The sequence below is a fragment of the Limosilactobacillus reuteri genome (assembly GCF_034259105.1).
GTDB lineage: Bacteria > Bacillota > Bacilli > Lactobacillales > Lactobacillaceae > Limosilactobacillus > Limosilactobacillus reuteri_G.
On sequence record NZ_CP139478.1, the window covers coordinates 1836880 to 1859548 of the forward strand.

Here is a 22669-nt window from a genome sequence, read left to right on the forward strand (position 1 = left end):
TGCTAGTATTTTCCCGGTCTCTCGTTTTTTATCCAAAATATCAAGTGAGGTGATTAATCGATGGAAATGATTTTAGGCATTGTTCTTCTATTGACTGCTGTTGTTGCAGCTAATGTTGTTCATCTTGTTTACCCTAAGATTCCACTATCCATCTATCAAATTATTGCAGGAATTCTTTTAGCATCCCTGCCTACTGAAGCCACTAACTTTACCATGCATCCAGAATTATTCATGATGGTAGTCATTGCTCCTTTAATGTTCAATGACGGGCAGAACCAATCATTCCGTTATCTTTCAAGCAATATCAAATCGATCCTATCAATGACTGTTGGATTAGCACTTGTAACGGTCTTGATTACTGGTGGCTTTTTACATTGGCTTCAACCGGAAACTTTCTCTTTAGCACTCGCCTTTATGCTAGCCGCGATTGTTACGCCGACTGATGCGGTCGCTGTAAAGTCGATTACTACTAATATGAAGGTCCCCAAAAACGTTAACGGTGCTCTGGAATATGAATCGCTCTTTAATGATGCATCGGGAATTGTGCTTTTAGATTTGGCGCTGGAAACATACCGTTCTGGACAATTTTCGCTTAGTCATGGGATCTGGATCTTTGTTTATGTTTTCTTCGGCGGAATTATCTTTGGGGCAGTGCTAGGAAGCCTATTAATTAGTCTCCGTACTAGTTTGATGCGAAAGCACGTTGATATTGGCTCCATCGTTATTCCGATCAACGTAATGACTCCCATCGTTGTTTACTGGTTGGCTGAAGAACTACACCTTTCAGGAATCCTAGCCGTCGTTGCAGCGGGAGTTGTTCATAGTATCCTCTATGATCGAATGCGGCTTACATCTACTAAAGTGCAAATGTCTACTACCACTATTTGGAACATCATTAGTGATGCGTTAAACGGGTTAGTATTTGTCCTTTTAGGGGTAATGCTTCCGCAGGTACTTGGAAGGACTTCTTGGCAAAATCTAGGTGCAATCGTTGCCTTAGCCTTTGCTATCTATATTATTACAACCCTCTTAAGATTCTTATGGGTCCGGTTTAAATTCGTCAACATTCAATCGACTAACCTCAACCGTGATAGTCTCTTAATGGCGTTAGGAGGAATTCACGGAACGATCACTCTGGCATTAGCTTTCTCGTTACCAGTACTGATTAACAACCATCAATTTGCCTTTCGTAATTCAATGATCTTGATTGCCGCAATTGTTATTTTGATTAGTATTGCTGTCGGCGCAATTGGGTATCCAATTATTTTACCGCCCAAATCTAAGAGCTATTCGAAGAGTGAATTTCAAAAAGAACTTATTAAAACAGTTCAATATGCTATTAATGAGCTACGGACTTCAGAAAAATATTCACCAGAAAAAGCGGCTGTTATTGACCAATTGAGTAGTCAAATGACGCAATACCATGAATTCAATCGCAATGTTTATAGTCAATTAATGGGTAAAGCTCATCAAATTGAATTAGCTACCTTAGACCGCCTTAACGAAAAAGGCCGAATCTCTGACAAGGAGGCCAAATTTCTCGTTAATTTTGTTACACGGTCGATTTTCCGCGTAAATAAACACAGCTTTCTTGAATTATGGGTCATCTTATGGCACCGGTTAAAATGGCGTTTTATTCGCTACCGCCATCTCAAAAAAGGCTCCCGCTATAATGTGGGGCCAAAATATCAATTAACTAAGGAACAGCGCGCTGAAACAGCTGAAATCCTAGAAATAATTAATCGTGAAATCGATAAATATCTTCATTCGATTGAAACTCCACAAAACGCGAATGAAGTTGCCATGGTACGACGGACGTACTTCCAACGAAAACGATTCTTCCTACACGATATTTCGATGGATACTGACCTCATTACTTCTTTATTTATTGAGGCATTTCAACTTGAGCATAGTTATGTTCAAATGCAACTTGCTGATGACCAATTTTCACAAGAATTGGCAAACGCATTAAACGAACAGATCTCAATTGATGAATTGGTTTACACTCAATCATTAGACTAAAAAGGAAATTGCTGCAAAATCTTGCAAAGCAATTTCCTTTTTATGTTTAAAGAAATGTAAGTAAAAACGCAATCAATGCTGGTAAAAATTGAATTAGAATAATTTTTCTGGTTGCAGTCAGTGCACCAAATAATGCAACAACCATCACAAAAACCAAGAGCATTTGCCATACTAATACTAAGGTTGCCCCACTAAATAACCAGTAACTGGCGATGATAGCTGCTCCTAAGGCTCCGTTATAAATACCCTGGTTAGCGAATGAAACCCGTGCCTCATGCTGTTGCGTAAACTTAAGCGGTAAGTCAAACGCCTTGGCTTGCTGTGCCGGGTTACCAAAGATTTCTAAGGCCATAATACCTAAATGTTCGATTGCAACAAACATCGTAACAATAATTGCAAGCATCTTTTTCCTCCAACTATTTAATATAGTGATCTAAAAATCTTGTCAAATGGTGGCGATATTCGCTGGGATGGGTCGCATATGACTTTGCGTGCGCTGCTCCTGGCACTACCCACAATTCTTTGTTTCCCTCTGTTGCACGGTAATTGCGATAAACCATTTCAGTTGGAACAAAATTATCTTTTGCTCCATGGATAAATAGCATTGGGCGATGATTATGATGCAGCATATTTAAGGAGCTAGCTTCATGAATGTAAAAACCATTCTTTACCCGATTAATTAAACTCATCGTACTTATTAATGGCACCCGTAAAAACTTCGGAATCCCATATAAATTACCAGCTTCATAATTCAGTTCATCATTAAGACTCGTATATCCACAATCTTCGACAAATGCTTTTACTTGTGATGGAAGGTTAATGCCACTAGTCATCATTGTTGTCGCACCACCCATGCTGACCCCAAACAAGACTACCTGACTATCTTCCCCATTATGCCGAATAAGTTTATTAATCCATTTACGAATATCATAACGCTCTGGCCATCCATAACCAATGTATTTCCCTTGGCTTTGACCATGAGCCCGCGCATCTGGCATTAGAACATTATACCCCATCTGATGGAAAAGCGCGGCATATTCGCCCATCTTCTCTTTATCACCCATAAATCCATGGGCAATTACCACATTTTTTGTTGTTGTTTTAGCAGCAGGGATGTAATCAGCAACTAGTTTATAATTTCCACTAGCCGATTTCATTGTCCATTTTTCTTTTTTAGCATGCTTAAACCACATTTTTTGTTCATACAATGGATCATTTCGTGAGATTTTAGTTGAATTATTAATAAAATCTTTATGCCCCGGTACCATTGCCACCGAGAAAAAATAGCTACTAGCAGCAAAGATTGCCACTGCAATTACAACTACAATTCCAATGAGCCATCGCCAAGGATGCCACTGCTTCTTTTTTGTCTTTATTCTCAAAATAATTAACCCCATGTTATATTATTTAATCAATGCGCCTAGTTTAGCACACTTTCTGTTATTTTGCATATTCTTTTCATTCAAAATCGCGATGCTAATGTTAAAATAGATAATGATAGATTAAGGGAGTGAAATAATGTTTCCAGAACGCCTACGAGCACTTCGTAAGGGACAAAAGATAACCTTAAAGGAGCTTGCTACCCATCTCAATGAAAACCTTGGCCCCAATGAAAAGCCAAACACTGCTTCGCAAATCGGTAACTGGGAACGCGGTATTCGGACCCCGTCATACGTTGAAGCACGAAAACTAGCCGAATTTTTTGATGTCAGTCTGGACTACCTTACCGGAAAAACTGATCGTGATGATTTTGATTTAGCAAAATTATTTTTCTCTAGTAAGAACCTGTCGTTTAATCAAACTGTACTTTCAAGTGATGATCGATATGAAATTTTTCAACTAATTGATGGTTACTTAAAGGGACGGCATAATCGCCGGGATACAGACACTTTCTATGGTAAGCAAGAGCAACTAGATTTAAAACTTAAATAAGGAGTTTCTGATGAATCCTAAAAAATTAAAACAGCTAAAAAAGCGGGTAAAAAAAGCTCATCAAATTGTTAATGAGCCTTCATATATTCAAGAACTAAATACTTACCGTGACTTATTCGATGACTTTCCTCCTGTAAAATACCTCATTAATAATGTTTTAGAAAGTGATCGACTACTCAAAAATGGCTTATTGCCACAACCTCTACCAAAATTATTATTGCCGGATAACATTCAAGATACCATTTTCAAAAAGGTTAATGAACAGTTCCCACAAGGTGATCCACGTGGCGACAAACTTTGGAATAAATATAGCGAGGCGTTGCCAAAATTAGATAAGGCGTTGCGCAACTATCGTGATTATCTCGAGGAAACATACGGTATGTGGTCATACGTCAATGCACCTTTTGCCAAAGCACTTTCTGATTATTTAGGCGGGGCGCCGACACTGGAGATTATGGCCGGTAATGGTTATATTTCTAAGGGATTACGCAATAACAATGTGACTCAAACGATTTATACTACCGATAGTCAGGCATGGATAAAAGAAAATGAAACGGGCAAACACCCTGTCACTAAGATTGAGAAGTTGGACGCTCTAGAAGCAATCAAAAAGTATGGTGACGAGGTCGAATATGTCATTATGTCATGGGCTCCCGACAAGGGTGAAATTGACTGGGATGTTCTGCAACTTCTTCGTTCAACATACCCCGAAGTCAAATTATTAGTTATTGGCGAAAAAAATGGTGCAACTAACTCTAAGAAATTCTGGCAAGAAGCACAATTGAGTCAAGACGATGAGTTACAGAAAGTTAATGCTAACTTGCACTCGTTTGATTTGATTGATGAACAGATTTATCTAGCGAAATAAAAAAAGTTGAGGTTAAAAGAGAACAAAAACTTTCTCTTAACCTCAACTTTTTATTTAATCAATTTCAGCCACTAATTTTCCGACTACTTCATGATTTTTAATCGCTGTTAAGCCCTCAATAATTTGATCAAACGGAATCACTTTCTCAATCAAAGGCTTTACATCCCCATTAGCTATTAATTTTAACATTTCCGCATTCATTCGGTCTAAATCAGCCTGCTGAGATGGGTTACCACTGAGATGTGCCCCACTAAGATTAACGACATCCATCCCTAGACCGCGATCAAACATTGGAACATTATCAAGCGAAGGGACGTCAACAATCGTTACTAAGCGTCAATTATAGGCTAACCGTCGTAAATCAAGTTCTGCTTCTTTTTTACCTACTGTATCAATGATCAAATCAACGCCAAGCCCATCGGTGAGATCGGCTAACTTTTTATCCACATCTTCCGTTTGGTAGTTGATGATTGCATCTGGAGCAAGCTGCTTTACATAGTCATATTTACTAGATGAAACAGTTGTAAATACCTTACAACCATGAAGTTTAGCAAGTTGAATAGCGATACTGCCAAGCGCTAACGCCGCCCTCAATAATTTTGTAGTCGACTGGATTAAGTCCAGCAGCATGCACCTTGATTAAGACTTCATGCTCAGCTGGCGTAGGAACTGGAACTTCCGCAAAATTCAAATCTTACAATGAACGATCTGCCGCTTTTTCGACTACTAAGGCTTTCATTTTTTCGTTCTCCTTAATTTTATGACAATTATTATAGCACTTTGCCTAAGCATTCTTCATGGCCATCTTATTAAGGTAGTGCCAAATTTGCGAACGATATTTTCGTAATCCGAATAACATCACAAGATAAATGATAACTGCTAGTGAAATCCAAACGGGACTTTCTGATATAAAGGCAGCAAAAACCAATGCATTCAATGGGCGTGCCACTAAATTAAAGCTTGTTACCAAGACCACCCCGGTTGGAATTGCAACGCCATAGTGAGCCACTGCTGCAGTATAGACCGGACTGAGCCAACTGACCGCATATAAGCCTAAACTAAACCACACAATTCCCGTCGCAATTACCTTTAAGATATTTCCACGAGTCACCGCGACAATTGATTCAATCATGTACGGAATTGCAATTAAATCAACTACCGGAAGGGTCTTATTGCCAGGAGGGATAAAAGCAATTAAAACCATAATCGGGATTAAAATGATTCCGGAAATTAAAGTGGCTGATTCTCCATAGCCAACGCCATCATCAACTGCTAGGAACCACCGCTTTTTATCATAACGGCTATTTTTATTTTCGCCATGTCGTTTTTTCTGCTGCTCATCAATTTCATTCGCGATGGGAATAAATGCCTTTGCGAATACATTTGTAACAAGGGGAAAGATCGCCATAACGGCAGCTAGTTGAATCGCAAATTTAGTAATCTGTCCCCACGCGCTTATTTTCCCCAGTGAAGACAAATTACCCAAGGTTCCAATTATTAATCCCAAGATGATTCCCATTGTAATTGGTTCCCCAAAGACACCTAGTTTTTTCTGAAAATCTTTAGGGGTCATTTTCACTTTGTTAAATCCCAATAAATTCCATAACGGATCTAAAATAATCGCTGGAACCACTTGCTCGATATTATGTAAGGAGTCGACGGTGGTATTCTCAATTCCATAATAGTCGGCCCACCGATCTGCTTGAATCTCCGCTAAGACTAGCGAGTACAGGAGCATAAAAAATTCCAGTCCTAATGATAGCCAATAATTATGAGTTACATAAAAAGCTAGCGTGCCCCAAATCATATACCCAAAATTATTCCAAATATTAGAAGGCAGAAATACTTTGGTAACGCCAAGCGCAAATAAAATTAATTCAGCTAGTAATCCAAAAACAAAAAACGATAAACCAACCGTTGATCCAAACGCTGCTAATGACCCTGCTTGCCAGCCGATATCAACCACTGGTAGTTTAATCCCCGTATTATCAACCATTTGGCGGACAATCTTAGTCACCACTGGCGTAAATTCTGTGATAATCCAGGTAAAACCAGTTAAACCGACACCAGCATAGAAAGCACTCATCATTGCTGTCTTAGGCTGCACTCGTAGTAATAAAGCAATGATAAAAATTATTATTGGGACAACTACACTCGCGCCAAAAGTTTGAAAAATAGCATTAATTTCTTGAAGCATGTTTTACTCCCTCCATCGAATAAACTGTTACCTATATTTTCCCTAAGACCAGTCTTTTTAGCAAGGCAAAAGGTTTATTTGCGTTTGCTGTAGAAATCTATTCAGAAGTTTGCTAAAGTATAATGAGTTTAATCTATTAGAGAGGGTACGTTTTATGAAATATCGTTTACAAGCTATTATTTTTGTCTTCGTTGCCTTTATGCTCGGGTGTAACGAATATATGATTGTCGGCGTTTTACCTGATATCGCCCACGAATACCATGATTCGCTTGGTAAGTTAGGCCTACTTGTAACTGTCTTTGCCTTGGTTTATGCTATTTTCACTCCGATTATTACTTCAATGGCAAATCGGTGGCGACGACATCATGTTTTATTAGTTCTCATGGTCATCTTCTTTATCGGCAATACGTGGACAGCAATGGCGCCAAACTTTATTTCAATGTTGCTTTCGCGGATTCTAACTGCTGGTGTTGCCGGTGCGATTATCTCAATGGTCCTCGTAATGGCGAGCTATGTTGCGCCGCGTGAAAAAAGAGCAAGCCTGGTTTCATGGGTTTTTGCTGGATTTAGTATTGCTTCAGTTATCGGCATTCCAATCGGAACCGTTATCAGCACCACCCTTACTTGGCATGACAGTTTTTGGATGATTTCTGGAATTACGATCATTGTTTTTGTCGCCTTGATTTGGCTCGTCCCACGTGATACGCCTCATTTTAAGAGTACCCTTAGCAAGCAGTTTGTGTTATTTAAGGACTCACGAATTATTCTCGGTGTTAGTTTCATTGTTGCTATTTGTGCGGCTGACTACACAATTTATACCTATATTCGTCCTTTAATCACTAACGAAATGGGCTTTGATAATACCTGGTTGAACTGGCTCTTATCCGGAATGGGAATCTTCTTTATTATTGGTAATAAATTTGGCGGATACTTAGCTGACCGTGGCGGAATCCACCGGCTCAGTGGAATCTACGCGGCAATGACAGTCTTATTCCTCATCTTTGGCCCCGTCTTACCATTCAAGTGGGGTGCCATTATTATTGTGGCTGTCTTATGTATTGCCTTTTCATGCTATGGTTCTTCCACCCAATTAATGTTCCTTGATATTGCCGAAAAACAATATCCCCAATCACTTGACTTAGCTTCATCCTTAAACTCGATTTTTGCTAATATTGGTATTTCACTAGGCTCTTTTACTGCCTCTCAGGGTGTTACCTTCACTGCCATGAAAAACCTCGGTTATGTTGGCGCAGTCTATGGGCTTCTTGCAACAATACTAGTCATCGTCCTTAGCAAAAAATATACGGGGATGCGCAATTATTAATCTTAACTTTGAGTACAGATGGATTTTTCTATCTGTGCTTTTTTATTTCCCGGGAAATTTATATGCAACTAATAGTAGCGAGGTGAGCAATTGTTGTTATCTAAGGATTCTATTGACCTTTTGACTAGATCCAATTAAATTCTAAATATAGATTTTGAAAAGGAGCTTTTTGCTATGCCGTACTCTTTCCCACATCAACTGCTCAAATTGCGGACTGAAAAACAACTATCACAAGCTGAACTGGCTACGCGCCTATTTGTTTCCCGCCAGGCCGTCTCCAAATGGGAAAATGGGGACGCTGAACCAAGTATCGACAAGCTAATTTTGCTTGCCAAAGTTTTTAATGTTTCATTGGATTGTCTCATCTTAGGAACAAACGACTTTAATCAACCACTGGTAACACTTAATAATATTGTTAAAGCCTTTAACGCACCAATTCTCAACAACCTTGATTTAACTATTTATAATAATGAACGCATTGCCCTCCTTGGTAGTAACGGCGCTGGTAAAACAACTTTAATAAAGATAATTGGTGCTTTGAAACCCAACGAAGGTACTGTTAAATGGTATTTTAATAAAAATGATTCTTTAAATATCATGTCCCAAGAAAATATTTTAATTCCGACCCTAAAAGTTAAAGAGCAGATTATCTTGACGGCTGCCATAACTAAGGTTGATTCAAAACAACGAATCAATTATCTTCTTGATCAATTTAAATTATCATCCCAGCAAAATACAATTATTGCGAAATTATCGGGTGGACAAAAACGTCGCCTTTCGCTCTTGCTTAGTGTCCTCCGCCAGTCCAAGCTTTTGATCCTAGACGAGCCGACTGTGGGGATGGATTTAGAATCAATTGACTATTTTTGGCATTTTATTGAAAAGGTTTCGGGAAGTATTTTAGTTATTACTCATGATTTCAATCAAATTGATAAATTCTTTTCCCGTGTTCTGCTCCTTAAAGATGGCAAAATCTCTCAAGACATCCCTGTCAAGGAAATCCACCAACATAATCAAACAATCGAACAATGGTATCGTCAACATAATCGTTAGGAGCTTTCTTATGAGTATCATAGCAATTCAACTAAAACAAGTTTTACGCAATCGTCGTTTCTTTCTTTTTACTATTCTCCTGCCGGGTATTTGGTATGTATTTATGATTTAAGTTGCTAGTACATCCCTCCCCGCTACAGGCAACTTCCGGCTCGCTTTACTCTTGCTTGCTCTCCTGATGGGAATACTCGGTAATTCAATCGTTACTTTCAGCAAACGGATTTGCAGTAATAAAGACTTCTACATTCTTCAATCGCACATTACTCACTACTCTCTGTGGAACTATTTATTTTCGCAATTAATTACCCAAGTTATCATCAATTTGTTCATCACCATCGTAATCATGATTCTTGCTATTTTTCTTCATACTATCGAGTTCAACTTCATTACTATCACTAGCATTTTGTTAACCAATATCATCGGAATATATCTAAGCGTGATCGGGTTTGCAATTGGTCTTTCCTTTGACGCACCAACTGTCGATGCCGCTGGAACCCCAATCCTATTTATAATCGCAACTTTTATTATTCCATGGAAACATCTCTTACCAGCTAATTCTTTTATTGATTTTTTTACTAATATTCAAAAGCTATTTCCAACTTATTATCTTTATGCCGACCTTGATCATCTATCGGTTAGTCATCTTGGGCTACTATTTGTAACTGCGATTATTACTCTGTTACCTTGGCTTGGCTTTATCTATCGAAAATTAATCAATTAAAAAAACCGGAATACCTAGTACTAAGCATACTAAGTATTCCGGTTTTTCGTGTATTGATACTATCTCAAGTCAATCAGCACTGTCCACATGGCCGATTAACTAGACACCTCACAATCCGGTGAGTTAATGTGTCCCACTTGTCAAAATGTCAATGGTAGCTCTTAGGGTCGCTACCAGACCTCTCGACTCATCGCAAACTATAATTTAGCATATTTGCCCCATTGATGCAAATTTTATGCTCTTGCTTCCATTATATCTGCAAGATGTTCGGCTACCCATTCTTGAGCTTTAGTAACCAAATCAGTTGTCTTTCCGCTTTGATTGGTTTCATTTGCTAATTCATCGATCCGCAATCCCGTTTTATTAATATCTTCACTCTCCATTACTAAATAAAGATTAACAGGGTACTCGATTTCTTTATCCAATAATTTAACATCTAATCGCTCTGCCTCATCCATCGGTATGTTGATTAGGTTGGTTTCTAAGCGAAAACTAACCGGGTCACCTTTTTTCATTTTAATATTCATCTTATATTGACCAAGGTGTCCCGTATCAAGCTGTTCAATCATAAAATTAATCGCAGTTGTTAATACTGTTTTTTGCTGTGATTGGGCAGCAGTTTTTTCAACTTCTTCTGTCACAACCTGATCGCTCGTCAACTGTGACAAATAATCAGCTACTGACATCTTCATTTTTTCATTTGCTCCTTCATTTTTTCAATTTTAGCTTTTGTATAGTCTGCACGCTGTTTTGCACCATAATAAACACCAGTAGCTCCTACTAAAATTCCAACAATACTTAGTGCTTGAATAAATAATCCGTATGCACTTTCTCGTGGACTTACCATTTGAAATGCGGCTAAACTAGCGATTGCAAAATAAAGGTTTACTAAAATCGTTGCATATCCACAAAAGCGCATCTTTAAAAACGACAATCCGTTAACAATGATTGCTAAAACGATAAAGAGGAGCAGCCGCGGCCATACAGATGATGATGTCAGCGAGTGACCGTGCTGAACAAACATAAAAGCATCAAGGACTAATGCAATTACTGCTGCTACTGATGTTACAATAACAACTTTTTCATTATTTTTCATTTATTTTGCCAACTTTCTTTTTTGCTATCCCCGCGGATGACCAATATTTTTACATCCCTTAATTAACGAAAAGTGAGTGGGAATTAACCTTCTCGACAAGGCGGTGGGCTAAGGATAGAACGGTGATTAGCACGGCACGGGCTGATTATCGTTCGGACTTAGCCTCGAGCCTTGTGGTTAATTTCCACGATATCTTAAACAATGTTCGTATAAATAAAGAGGCTGTTGAAAAAACGAAGTTTTTTCTCAGCCTCCATTTTACTAAATTAAGTTAAAAAGCTCAATTATGCGAGTAAATCAGCTACTTCAGCGGTTGGAATTCCCGTAATATATTGTTGGGTTCCTTCCGCTTCAAGGACTTTAGCAATTTCATCATGGTCATACTTAACCCCTTGGAGCTTTTCTGCCAGTTGGTTAATATCCTGTGGGCCAAAGAAATCGCCATAGAATTTCACGTTTTTGATTACGCCATCTTTAACATCAAAGCGGGCATCAATTGTCCCCATATCAAAGTGTTTCCGCCGCTTAACCGTAAACTCTGGCGACTTACCATAGACCCAATCCCAGTTGTTATAGTACTGCTCATAGATCTTATCAATTTCTTTTTGATCTTCAGGGGTAACCACGTATTGCTTATCCTTAATCTCCTCAAGGTCGTCAACATGGAAGAGACCTTTTAGCAATTCATCCCTAAATGTTGGCACATCAATATCTTGGTACTTTTCATCCAAGTATGGACGAAGGTTCGTAACCCGTGATCGAACTGATTTGATCCCCTTTGAAGCAATCTTATCTTTTGCCACATGAAGTGCATCCGCGACGACACTTAAGTCAACATCAAGCATTAAAGTTCCATGGGAGAACGTCTTTCCATTACGTGAATACATCGCATTCCCCGAGAATTTCTTACCATCAACTAAAATATCATTACGACCGCTGACTTCTGCACTAGTAGCACCCATTTGATGAAGAACATTAACAATTGGCTGGGTAAACGATTTAAAGTCACCGAATTCTTCACTATCGCTTGGGACCACAAAACTAAAACAGAGGTTCCCTAAGTCTTGATAAACAGCACCACCGCCTGATAAACGTCGGGTTACCCGGATATTGTGTTCCTTTACATAATCATGATTAATCTCTTCAAGCGTATTTTGGTTCCGGCCCACGATAATACATGGTTCTTCATAATAAAATAGTACTAAAGGCTCTTTCCCAAAATCCTTATTATTCATTAAATATTGTTCTGTAGCTAAATTCATTCCAATATTATGAGAAGTCATTGAAACATAACGCATAACTAGCACCCTCTTATAAAAACATCAACATAAATAGACTAAAAATTTACTTTTGTCATTTAGTCATCCATTTGTAGTGTACGTCTTTTAGTAAGCGTTTGCAATATATTATCGACAAAGCAAAAAATACTTTCTTTTTTACATCTTTTTAGGGCGAAAACATTTTATAATAAAGGTATAAACTTTCGGAGGTATCTATTATGACAGAAATTTATCCATACAAACACATTCTAGTTGCTGTCGATGGCTCAAAAATTACTAGTAACGTCTTAGAAAGTGCCATTGATTCTGCACTACGGAATCATGCTAGCCTTGATATCTTACGGATCGTTCAAGTAACGCAACTAACAGATGGCTATAGTAATGCGGCCCTTAGCAACGAAGAAACATATAACATTGTTAAAACCACCAAGGAACGACTCGATGACTTGAAAAAGCGCGCGGTCGATGCGGGGGTTGAAGATGTTAACGTTCATATCCGGTTTGGAAATCCAAAACGTGTTATTGCTCATGAATTTCCGTCAGATCACAACACCGACTTGATTGTTCTCGGTGCGACTGGTGTATCTGGTCTTGAACGCTTTGTCCTTGGCTCTGTTACCCACTATGTTAGTCGGATGGCAAAATGTGATGTTCTTGTTGTTCGCAAAAACGACCATGTTAACTAGGTGAAAAAACGGTGAAACAAATTGTTACTGGCATCGTTGCTCATGTCGATGCTGGAAAAACGACTTTAACCGAAGCCCTCATGTATGAAACCGGCGCTATTCGAAAGCTAGGCCGCGTGGATAATGGAGATGCTTTTTTAGATCCTAATACGCTCGAAAAACAGCGCGGAATCACTCTTTTTACCCATCAAGCTGAACTAACCTACAATAACCTTGCGCTTACCCTTCTCGATACTCCGGGACACGTCGATTTTGCTAGTCAAACAGAACAAGTCTTACCAGTTCTTGATTATGCAATTCTTGTCGTTTCAGCCACCGATGGTATTCAGGGATACACGCGCACATTATGGGATCTTCTTGCGCGTTATGATATCCCGACCTTCATTTTCATTAACAAAGAAGACGTGATTGGTGCTAATCCTAGCGGTGTTATCGAGCAACTGCAAAAAGATTTTTCGCCGGCTTGCCTTGATTTTGCTGATCCATTAACTGATGAAGTTAGTGAAACAATTGCCATGCAGGATGATACAGTTTTAGAAAACTACCTCAATACTGGCAGTCTTAGCGATCAAACAATTCAGCAATTGATTAAACAACGTAAAGTGTTCCCCTGTTATCGTGGAGCAGCCCTAAAGTTAACTGGAATCACTAAATTCTTAAAGGGACTTGAGAAATGGACTGTTACGCCTGAGTTCGCTGATGAGTTTGCGGCGCGGGTATTTAAGATTTCCCATGATGACAAGGGTAATAGGCTTAGTTGGGTTCGCGTATTCGGTGGCAAAATTCCAGCTAAAGTAGTTTTGTTAAATGAAGAAAAAGTGAACCAAATCCGAATATATAACGGGGCTAAATTTACCCCAAGTCAGGTTTTAAACGCAGGTCAAGTCGGTGCTCTTACTGGACTAACTTCTACATCCCCTGGGCTTGGCCTTGGTAAAACAAAACCACTTCCATCGCCAGTTATAAAGCCCGTCTTAAATTATGCCGTTAAAGTTGCTAAAGAAGATCTTCATGCTTGTCTCAACGCCTTAAAAGAGCTTGAAGATGAAGATCCGCAACTACAGATTTCTTGGCATACCCACATCCAAGAGATCCATGTCCAAATTATGGGAGAAGTCCAACTTCAGATCCTACAACAATTACTTCAGAAACGTTACCAACTAGAAGTTACATTTGACGAGGGAAATGTTCTCTACCAGGAAACAATTACTAACAAAGTTGAGGGGGTCGGTCACTTTGAACCCTTGCGTCATTATGCCGAAGCCCACCTTCTTTTAGAACCAGGAAAACAAGGATCTGGAATTACTATTAGTAGTGATTGCAGTCTTGATATCCTGGATCGCAATTGGCAACACCAGATCTTAACTAGTTTACAGACCAAAGAACATTTAGGGGTTCTTACAGGAGCTCCCCTTACCGATGTCAAAATCACCCTCATTGGTGGTCGCGGCCATATTAAACATACAGTTGGTGGAGATTTTCGTCAGGCTAGTTGGCGAGCGGTTCGCCAAGGATTGATGGAGTTGAAAAAACAAAACGAATGTCAATTATTAGAGCCTTGGTATGCTTTTCATCTTAAAGTCCCGAATGACCAAGTAGGACGTGCAATTAATGATATTCAACAAATGCATGGTACGTTCGAGCTTGATGAAGCTAATAGTCAAGACCTAATCCTGATTACGGGAACCGCTCCTGTTGTGGGTATGCGCGACTACGCCCAAAGTGTTCGCGCCTACACTCACGGCCAAGCTCAGCTCGAGCTTGTTGTTGCTGGCTATTATCCATGTCATAACGCTGAAAATGTTATTAGTGATGTTAATTATGATCCGGTTGCTGACCTAGAAAACACTCCTGATTCTGTCTTCTGTGCGCATGGTGCTGTTTTCCCCGTTCCATGGAATGAAGTCCCAGCAATGGCGCATTATCCATATAGAAAATAGGTTGTTGATAAAGAGAGAGGCTGAGAAAAAACTTCGTTTTTTCAACAGCCTCTTTATTTATACGAACATTATTTAAGATATCGTGGAAATTAACCACAAGGCTCGAGGCTAAGTTCGAACTATAATCAGCCCGTGCCGTGCTAATCACCGTTCTATCCTTAGCCCACCGCCTTGTCGAGAAGGTTAATTCCCACTCACTCTCTTTTTTCATTCAATTGTCAATAGCAATCCATACAATGCACCTAATAAATTAGCTTTATTGCCAAACTTTGCGGTCATTATTTCTGGCATCGTGACATCATCATGAAGACGATAATCACCCTTTTGTAAAAGCATAAATTGTTTCTTTATTTCATCAATTAAAATTTTTTGTGCACTAATGCCACCACCAATAAGGACCCGTTCAAGGTCAACAACTGTCTGAATATTTAAGATTAGGATAGCTACTCGCCGACAAAAGCCTTCAAATAAAGACCAAATAACTGGATTATGACGATTAATTTCTTTAAATACTCGTCGGCCATCCGTTTTATCCTTAATATCACAAATGTCAGCCATGGTTTCAATCATCTTAACTGCTGAAGTAGTAGCCCCCATTGTCGAATAGTGAAGTTCAGGCGCATCATTATCAATGATCATGGCACTTAATTCACCAGCCTGAAAATGTGGTCCATGCAAGAGCTGGTTATTAATAACAATCCCGCCGCCAACTGAAGTTCCTAATGTAATTACAGCGCCATTACTGATACCGTTGAGATTGCCAAGCCACATTTCCGCCAATGTCGCACAATTAGCATCATTACCAACATATACTGGGCAATGAGCTCGTGATTCTAGATAGGCTGCAAAGTTAAAGGTCCCCATAAAGCCAAGGGCACCAGTAAACTTTACCTCTTCCGTCGCCGGATTGACGACTCCTGGAAGACTGACACAAATCGCAGTGACCCTGTCTAAAACCGGCTCCACAACAGCAAAGATTGCAGCCAGAAATGCTTCTTTTTGATGAGGAGTTGGGACATGATTTTTCTCAAAAATATTACCAGAGTGATCAATTAACGCACTCTTTATCTCTGTCCCACCAATATCAATACTCAAATACTGTCGTTGCATAACTCCTCACCTCATCTTTCTTATATTATACACGACTCCGCTGCTGAGGGTACCATATACAAATACTGATGAATAAGCCCACCAGGGTAAAAGGCAACCAACTAAAGCCAAGTTGATACAAGGAAAAGTATTTTTCTGCAAAATGAATTAATGACATACTAAATGAGGTATCCCGTAAAACCGGTGGGAAAGCATTTACCATATCAAAAAACGCAGGAATCATTGTTATACCTGTCGTGACCCGGTAAATTAACGAATCTCCCTTGAATAGGGGCGAAAAAATACCTAGTAGGATCAACACAATGGCTAACGGATAAAGGAACATTAAAACTGGTATCGACCATGAAACGATCCGATCTAATCCCATATTAGCAACTAGAAATGACAATAGGCAATTGCCCCGTAAAAAGGCTTTATAAGAAATCTGGGGAAAACGATAATGAAAGTCCTGAGCAAAAGCAACTACTAACCCCATCGCCGTTGTCATACACGTGATTGTCGCAAGGGTTAACAATAATACATTTCCAAAATCTCCCATATAATAATGAGCAATTTGATTTAATGTTGTTCCCCCATTAGCTGCGATTGCGAATTGGTGCCGACTCGTTGTCCCTAAATAAATTAGTCCAATATATAAAATCCCAATTCCCAAAATTCCAATCATTCCACCCTTGGTAGTAGCGAGTGAAACTGATTGTTGAGATTTAAAACCAAGTTGGCGGATTGCAGTAATAATCGTAACGCCAAAAACCAATGCTGCTAATGCATCAACAGTGTTATATCCCTGAATAAAACCATTACTAAAGGCATGATTAACATATTCTGGAGTTGGTTGGGGAGTAGTTGTACTTCCCATTGGATGAATAAAGGCGAGAAGAAAGATCAAAAATAACATAATAAGGAAAATCGGATTTAAAACCTTACCAATTATTTCAGTGATTTTTCCTTCACGCGTTGCAAAAAAGTAAACAATTAGAAAAAATGCTCCGGTATAGGTTAATAATCCCCAGCCTTGCATCCCTTTACTTAAATATGGCGCAACTCCAATCGTATAAGGAACAGTTGCCGTACGCGGGGTTGCACATAAAGGTCCAATAATTATTTGAACCAGGACAAGGAAAATAAGGGCAAACCTTTTCCCATTTGGTAAAGCTAGTTCATATAATCCATTTGCATGTGTAATACTAATCGCTAGTAATGCAAATAGCGGTAAAAGAACACCAGAAAGCAAGAATCCACCCGTCGCTGCTATCCACTGGTTACCGGCTAATTGTCCTAAATGCACAGGAAAAATTAAATTTCCTGCCCCAAATAACATTCCAAAAATTAGCGACCCAATTACCAAGTAGGTTTTACACGCTGCTTTAATTGAGCTCATAGTTAATCACTCATTTCTTTTCTCTAAATTTAATCTGACGCTAAATTATACCATGAAATAAGCGCCCAGGCAGAAGTACATTTCGAGCCCCGCAAGCAACAATAGGACTCCAATGTTCGTTTTTTTTACCGGGCGTTGGAGGCCATTGTTGTACTGCGCCATTTGTCTTTTATAAAAATAACTTGGCTTATGTCACAGTCCCTTTAAATCTAATTTTTTAAAAAGTTAGCTACCAGTTCCAAAATTTCTTGGCGTTGTGAGCCATTAAACATATGCCCTTCTTCCGGAATTAAATGCAACTCACTGTTAGGCATGATCACATTATATTTCTTTGAAGCTTCCGAGGAAACTACATTATCACCTAACCCATGAATTAGCAGTGTCGGTCCACTATAATGCTGTGCTGTTTCGTAAATTGGTAAAAGCTGCGCCGTTCGAAAGTAGTCACCACCAACGGTAAAGCCATGCACATCAACCGTTTCTGGTATATGGTTAGGGTCATATTGGCTTCCCTGACAAACTCCTTTTAGCGCATCATCTTTCAAGGTTGCAGCAGATGCCAGCAGTACCAGTTTTGTAATAATATCGCGATAATAAGCCGCCAGCATCGAAGCAACTACCCCACCTTGCGAATGACCAATAAGGTAAATCTTCTTTGCTTGCATAGTGGTATGAGCATAGTCAATGATTTTCATTCCATCCAGGATTTCACTGAAAACTGTCATATTCTTGAATTCACCATCACTATGGCCAGTTCCATCAAAGTCAAAGCGTAACGTTGGAATTCCTTGTTGGTTTAAATAGTGCGAAAGAGCATATAGAATTTTAGAATCATCATATCCCAGATTGCCCTTAAAGCCATGCATCAGAATTGCAACCGTATCGTTTTTAATCGTCGTTGTTCCTTCAAGAAGGCCATATAGTTTTAGACCATCTCGTTTGATTGTTATTTCCATCAAACCACCTCTCGCCTATTATACACTGTTTGACTTAGTATTTTAGTTTCTCCAACATTGCACGGTGGTGTGCCTCGTGTTTCTCATCCACCTTAACAAAGAAGTAAGAAACCGCGGCTAGGATGGCAACTACAACACCAACCGTAATCGTCTTAATTGTGAAATTGGTTACCATGTAGCACGAGATTAAGAGTGCCAGCACTGGAATGATATATTTTCCGGGAAGCTTAAACCCATGATTAGGAAATTCATTAGTATGTTCAAACTTAATTACTGCTAAAATGGACGGAACATATTGAACAAATGAAGCAAGCACAATACAAGAAACAAGAAAGAGGTAAGATTGCGTAACTAATAGCATTGAAACAATGGCTGTCAGAATGATTGCTACTCAGGGTGCATCATGGCGGTTCTTTTTACCAACCCACTTTGGCAACATCGCGTGTTCATTCGCTAGTGAGGAAATTAATGACGGAGTGTTAAAGGAGGCCGCAAATGCCACCCCGAAAATACTGATTAACATTCCCACAATTACTAAAATGTACCCCCATTTACCGACACCAGTTCCAAAGGCATTTGCAATTGGCGTACTATATTTTGACATCCTAGTTCCCAAAATACCGATTGCTACTAGCATCATTAGCGAATACATAATCGTTACACTAACCATTACGGCGATTAATACACGCGGAATATTTTTCTCCGGATCAGTCATTTGTTTTGCGGCAATTGGAATAAACGAAAAGCCGGTAAACATATAGAAAACAACACTAAAAGCTGCGCCAAAATGTTTGGCAAGCGGCATTGCTCCGGTGGTTGCTGCATAAGGAATTACCGGTGAAAAATTAGCAAAATGAATGCAAAAAACGCCAATTACAATAAAAGTAAGAATCGTAATCATTTTTGCAGCTGAAGAGAGGTTATCGACCAACTTAACAAGCGTCCGGCCAAAGAAATTAATAATTGAGAATAATAAAATTAAGCCAAAAACAGAAACATAGTAAACCCAATGAGTATTAAAAACCGGCAAAAAGCTTCGGAGAGTTGTCAACAAAGCTACCACTTCGGCAGATAAAGTACAACATCCTAGAAACCATGTAAAGAAGCCGAGCTCATAGCCAGTAAACCGGCCAAATGCATTATAGGAATAAAGCCATGCGGCACCCGATCCGGTAAACCGACTAGAAAGATCTGCATAACATAATGCAACCATGCTAACCGTAATCGCTGCACAGAGTAAGACAAAGACACTTGCTAAATTCATATCCTTATAGATAACTTGTGGTAGCAAAAAAGCACCTGAACCAATAACACCATTAATACCTAAAAAATAAATTGAAATAAACGATAACTTTTTAGGATTTTTCTTTTTCGTATTGATAAGCCCCACCTTCTATCCTTTATAACAAAAATAATATTACCTTCATCTAAAGTCTATTCTTATTTTAAAGGGTTTACAAGTAAGCAAGGTAACCAATCTTTATATTTACAAACAAAAAGAGACCGAGTTAAACTGGCTCTACAATTTTAAGTACTGATGAATTTAACATCAGTGCTTTATTTGTGGCAGATTGCAAGAAATAACTTGAACGAATTTAGTGACGTAGATTAATCAAGAAGATCTCGATTGGTGTGTGCCAGTTAAGACATTTAAGTGGTCGGGAATTCAGATACCAATTGATTTGAACCAGCTGGCGATCGCTCAGCTCTTCAATGGCTTGTCCCTTGGGAATAAACCGTCGCAAAACTCGATTACGGTTCTCATTACTACCGCGTTCGTGCGGTGAATAGGCATGGGCAAAGTAAACCTGAGTACCCGTTAGCTGTTCAATTGCCTGATAGTTAGCGAACTCTTTCCCATGATCCACGGTAAGCGTCTTGAGCTTGTCTTGAAGTTGACTAGCTAGTTCAAGTACGGCTTGAGTCATGGACTGACTGTCGCGACCATGGAGCCGTTTAACAATTGTCAGGCGACTCTTACGCTCCACAAAAGTCGCCACAGCTTGACCTTTACGTTTGCCAGAAAGTACGGTATCAGCTTCAAAGTGGCCGAATTCTTGGCGAGTTTCGACTTTATGAGGACGCTCCTCAATGGAGCGGCCGTGACTGAACGTACCACGCTTTTCTTTAGCACGATGACGACGAATTCCATGATCAGGCAAATCGGGTAACTGTACATCAAGCCATCCTTGATCAATCCAGTTATAGACCGTCTTGTAGGCAATCCCAACTACATGGGCAACTTGTTCAGGGGACCACTTCTGGACTTGAATCTTTTCCTCAATCAAGTGCTTAAGGCTTTTAGTGAGTGAAGACTTCCGCCCCCGTTGACTAACCTTGCGTTCAAAGTCAGTTTGCGCTAGTTCAGCTTAATACCCACTATTTAGCCGGTGAAGTTCGTTAAAGATGGTGGTCTTACTAAAGCCTAAGTAGTTAGCGATGTATCGCAAGGAACGTCCTTCATTATGAAGCGTTTCAATGACAACACGGTTCTGGAATGATAAAATAGTGGTGCTCATCAAGGTCCTTCTTTCTAATGGATTGTGTGGTAACACCATTAAAGACCTTGATGGGTTTTTCTGTCCACTTAAATGTTCAACTTAAATTTTACAATCTGCCTTGTTTAAAATTTAAAATAAAAAAGCGAAAGATGGTTGGACCCCGTCTTCGCTAAGAAAGGACCATCTTTCATGAACAATTCTATCAAAACTATCTTAGGAATTAAAGATCCTTACCTCAAACTAGATGAAAAGAATTTTGATAACCCAATTGAAGATCAACCTAATCAAATCATTGTCCATCTTATTCAAACTTACCCCATGCATTGCCCAAAATGTGTACACTTAATGTGTAAAAATGGCTATAGAACAGTTAATTGCTTGGGACCAGAGCTTCACTTTAAGCCAACAATCTGGTCGATTAAAAAGCAAAAATATATCTGTAAAGCTTCTTCTTCTTGCCCTGAAGTAGTTACTAAATTAGCAGCCGTTGAAGATATTCATTATCGTAATCATATCTCTTTAGCGATAAAACAACGGGCAATGATGCTTCTAACAAAAAACGAATCACAAAGTGATTTAGCCAAAGAATTAAATGTCTCTGACTGGACAATTAGACGAGTCATTACAAATCTTGATCAGTTTTTTAAGCCTAACTATCATTGGTTACCTCGCCATATTGCCTTTGATGATTTCAAGTCTGGTCGCTTTGCCCCCAGCGGAATGAGTATGATTCTAATGAATATTGAAAATAAGCGGACGCTTGATATTATCTTGTCACGTAAAAATAGCTATCTGCGAAAATACTTTCTTCGATATGACCGTTCAGCACGCTTAGCAGTTCAAACAGTAACGGTTGACTTGTACACTCCTTACCGCCATTTGATTCATGAGCTTTTCCCCCACGCTTTAATTATCGCTGATCATTTTCATATTGTTGCTCAAGCATATCGTGCATTTAACAAAATTAGGATCCAAGTAATGAATCGTGCCGGTGCTGGCACTCATAAATGGCGTGCACTTAAGCACTTTTGGAAATTACTCCTAACGCCTGCTAATGAGCTTAAATATGATAATTATTGGTCAAGGCGTAACTTTAGTTACGCTCAATTAACCGATGTGGAAGTCATTCATCGTCTTCTAAGCTTTGATAATGAACTAAAAAGGGCTTATGAATACTATCAAAACTTAATTCTGGTGATTGCTCATCGTAGCAAGAAAGAATTAAAAAACTTACTCGCGATTAAATGGACGCAGCTTCCCCAAGCACTGCAAAAAGTTCAGCATACTCTTCGCAGCCATAAACAAGAAATTTACAATAGTTTTAAATATGATACCTATACAAATGGTCCCGTTGAAGGAACTAACAATAAAATTAAAGTTATTAAACGAACTACTTATGGCTTTCGTAATTTCTTTAATTTCCGAATTAGAATCCTCCTTGCATTACCAAATACCTACATTGCAATAAACTGGAGAAATAAACAAACAGCTCATGCCAAAGTCCAGGCACAAGCTGCTTAGTAAAATTATTTTATTTTCTCATCAGTACTTCTTGACGAAGAGCCGTTAAACTCGATCTCTTTTCTTAATTTATTAAGTGTTTAA

Annotated in this window: 21 protein-coding genes and 2 pseudogenes; 9 read left to right on the forward strand and 14 right to left on the reverse strand. The window is 39.1% G+C overall.

Features of this window, described 5'->3' with window-relative positions; translation table 11 throughout:
* Positions 1–60: 60 nt before the first annotated feature.
* A complete protein-coding gene (locus tag SH603_RS10165) occupies positions 61–2022 on the forward strand; it encodes a sodium:proton antiporter (protein ID WP_321533919.1) in 1962 nt (653 codons plus the stop codon).
* A 46-nt stretch (positions 2023–2068) separates the two neighbouring features.
* Here SH603_RS10165 and SH603_RS10170 read toward each other — a convergent pair whose 3' ends face one another.
* Positions 2069–2425 carry a DUF1304 domain-containing protein gene (locus SH603_RS10170; protein ID WP_169471452.1) on the reverse strand — a complete coding sequence of 119 codons (357 nt, stop codon included), beginning with the start codon at positions 2423–2425 and terminating at the stop codon, positions 2069–2071.
* 13 nt (positions 2426–2438) lie between these two features.
* The gene (locus SH603_RS10175; RefSeq protein WP_169471453.1) at positions 2439–3419 is read right to left on the reverse strand and encodes an alpha/beta hydrolase; all 981 of its coding nucleotides are present in this window, start codon (positions 3417–3419) and stop codon (positions 2439–2441) included.
* Between the two features lie 121 nt (positions 3420–3540).
* On the opposite strand from SH603_RS10175, the gene SH603_RS10180 reads away from it, so the two are divergent.
* Entirely contained in the window at positions 3541–3954 is a 414-nt protein-coding gene (locus SH603_RS10180) for a helix-turn-helix domain-containing protein (RefSeq protein ID WP_003664887.1), read from the forward strand.
* A gap of 10 nt (positions 3955–3964) precedes the next feature.
* Complete coding sequence (locus SH603_RS10185) at positions 3965–4822, forward strand: SAM-dependent methyltransferase (RefSeq protein ID WP_169471454.1); 858 nt, start codon at positions 3965–3967, stop codon at positions 4820–4822.
* A gap of 54 nt (positions 4823–4876) precedes the next feature.
* On the opposite strand, the gene SH603_RS10190 is transcribed toward SH603_RS10185, so the two are convergent.
* From SH603_RS10190 to SH603_RS10200, 4 genes are all read right to left on the reverse strand, one after another.
* Positions 4877–5113 (reverse strand): zinc-binding dehydrogenase, encoded by a 237-nt coding sequence (locus tag SH603_RS10190; protein WP_225436748.1) that lies wholly within the window; start codon positions 5111–5113, stop codon positions 4877–4879.
* Positions 5114–5158: 45 nt separating this feature from the next.
* Positions 5159–5389, reverse strand: coding sequence for a zinc-binding dehydrogenase (locus SH603_RS10195; RefSeq protein WP_406565618.1), 231 nt, complete (start codon positions 5387–5389; stop codon positions 5159–5161).
* Positions 5370–5456 carry a hypothetical protein gene (locus SH603_RS11415; protein ID WP_405083607.1) on the reverse strand — a complete coding sequence of 29 codons (87 nt, stop codon included), beginning with the start codon at positions 5454–5456 and terminating at the stop codon, positions 5370–5372. The genes SH603_RS10195 and SH603_RS11415 overlap by 20 nt, the downstream gene beginning before the upstream one ends.
* A 150-nt stretch (positions 5457–5606) precedes the next feature.
* Positions 5607–7019 (reverse strand): PTS galactitol transporter subunit IIC, encoded by a 1413-nt coding sequence (locus SH603_RS10200; RefSeq protein WP_321533920.1) that lies wholly within the window; start codon positions 7017–7019, stop codon positions 5607–5609.
* Between the two features lie 154 nt (positions 7020–7173).
* Between SH603_RS10200 and SH603_RS10205 the strand changes: the two genes are divergently transcribed.
* The 3 genes from SH603_RS10205 (at position 7174) to SH603_RS10215 (ending at position 10117) form a co-directional block, all read left to right on the forward strand.
* A complete protein-coding gene (locus tag SH603_RS10205) occupies positions 7174–8343 on the forward strand; it encodes an MFS transporter (protein ID WP_169476632.1) in 1170 nt (389 codons plus the stop codon).
* 174 nt (positions 8344–8517) lie between these two features.
* Positions 8518–9396, forward strand: a complete 879-nt coding sequence (locus SH603_RS10210; protein ID WP_321533921.1) for an XRE family transcriptional regulator — start codon at positions 8518–8520, stop codon at positions 9394–9396.
* Positions 9397–9832: 436 nt separating this feature from the next.
* A complete protein-coding gene (locus SH603_RS10215) occupies positions 9833–10117 on the forward strand; it encodes a hypothetical protein (RefSeq protein WP_321533922.1) in 285 nt (94 codons plus the stop codon).
* Positions 10118–10350: 233 nt separating this feature from the next.
* Here SH603_RS10215 and SH603_RS10220 read toward each other — a convergent pair whose 3' ends face one another.
* The 3 genes from SH603_RS10220 to SH603_RS10230 form a co-directional block, all read right to left on the reverse strand.
* Positions 10351–10809, reverse strand: a complete 459-nt coding sequence (locus SH603_RS10220) for a hypothetical protein (RefSeq protein WP_169472771.1) — start codon at positions 10807–10809, stop codon at positions 10351–10353.
* Entirely contained in the window at positions 10806–11213 is a 408-nt protein-coding gene (locus tag SH603_RS10225) for a hypothetical protein (protein ID WP_321533923.1), read from the reverse strand. Before SH603_RS10225 ends, SH603_RS10220 begins: the two co-directional genes overlap by 4 nt.
* A 284-nt stretch (positions 11214–11497) precedes the next feature.
* The gene (locus SH603_RS10230) at positions 11498–12511 is read right to left on the reverse strand and encodes a lipoate--protein ligase (RefSeq protein WP_003669082.1); all 1014 of its coding nucleotides are present in this window, start codon (positions 12509–12511) and stop codon (positions 11498–11500) included.
* Positions 12512–12711: 200 nt separating this feature from the next.
* Here SH603_RS10230 and SH603_RS10235 point away from each other — a divergent pair, with 200 nt between their 5' ends.
* Together SH603_RS10235 and SH603_RS10240 are read left to right on the forward strand one after the other, a co-directional pair.
* Positions 12712–13179, forward strand: a complete 468-nt coding sequence (locus SH603_RS10235; protein ID WP_003664906.1) for a universal stress protein — start codon at positions 12712–12714, stop codon at positions 13177–13179.
* An 11-nt stretch (positions 13180–13190) separates the two neighbouring features.
* Positions 13191–15119 carry a translation factor GTPase family protein gene (locus SH603_RS10240; protein WP_321533924.1) on the forward strand — a complete coding sequence of 643 codons (1929 nt, stop codon included), beginning with the start codon at positions 13191–13193 and terminating at the stop codon, positions 15117–15119.
* A gap of 207 nt (positions 15120–15326) precedes the next feature.
* On the opposite strand, the gene SH603_RS10245 is transcribed toward SH603_RS10240, so the two are convergent.
* The 5 genes and pseudogenes from SH603_RS10245 to SH603_RS10265 all read right to left on the reverse strand — a co-directional run bounded on the left by SH603_RS10245 (position 15327) and on the right by SH603_RS10265 (position 21082).
* Positions 15327–16229 (reverse strand): ROK family protein, encoded by a 903-nt coding sequence (locus tag SH603_RS10245; RefSeq protein WP_169478131.1) that lies wholly within the window; start codon positions 16227–16229, stop codon positions 15327–15329.
* A 25-nt stretch (positions 16230–16254) separates the two neighbouring features.
* On the reverse strand, positions 16255–17607 hold the full coding sequence (brnQ, locus tag SH603_RS10250; protein ID WP_169471084.1) for a branched-chain amino acid transport system II carrier protein: 1353 nt from the start codon (positions 17605–17607) through the stop codon (positions 16255–16257).
* A 209-nt stretch (positions 17608–17816) separates the two neighbouring features.
* Complete coding sequence (locus SH603_RS10255) at positions 17817–18563, reverse strand: alpha/beta hydrolase (protein ID WP_169472768.1); 747 nt, start codon at positions 18561–18563, stop codon at positions 17817–17819.
* A 34-nt stretch (positions 18564–18597) separates the two neighbouring features.
* Positions 18598–19953, reverse strand: a pseudogene (locus tag SH603_RS10260) (APC family permease).
* A gap of 205 nt (positions 19954–20158) precedes the next feature.
* Positions 20159–21082: pseudogene (locus SH603_RS10265) on the reverse strand (IS30 family transposase).
* A gap of 171 nt (positions 21083–21253) precedes the next feature.
* On the opposite strand from SH603_RS10265, the gene SH603_RS10270 reads away from it, so the two are divergent.
* Positions 21254–22585, forward strand: coding sequence for an ISL3 family transposase (locus SH603_RS10270; RefSeq protein WP_321533925.1), 1332 nt, complete (start codon positions 21254–21256; stop codon positions 22583–22585).
* Positions 22586–22669: the final 84 nt, after the last annotated feature.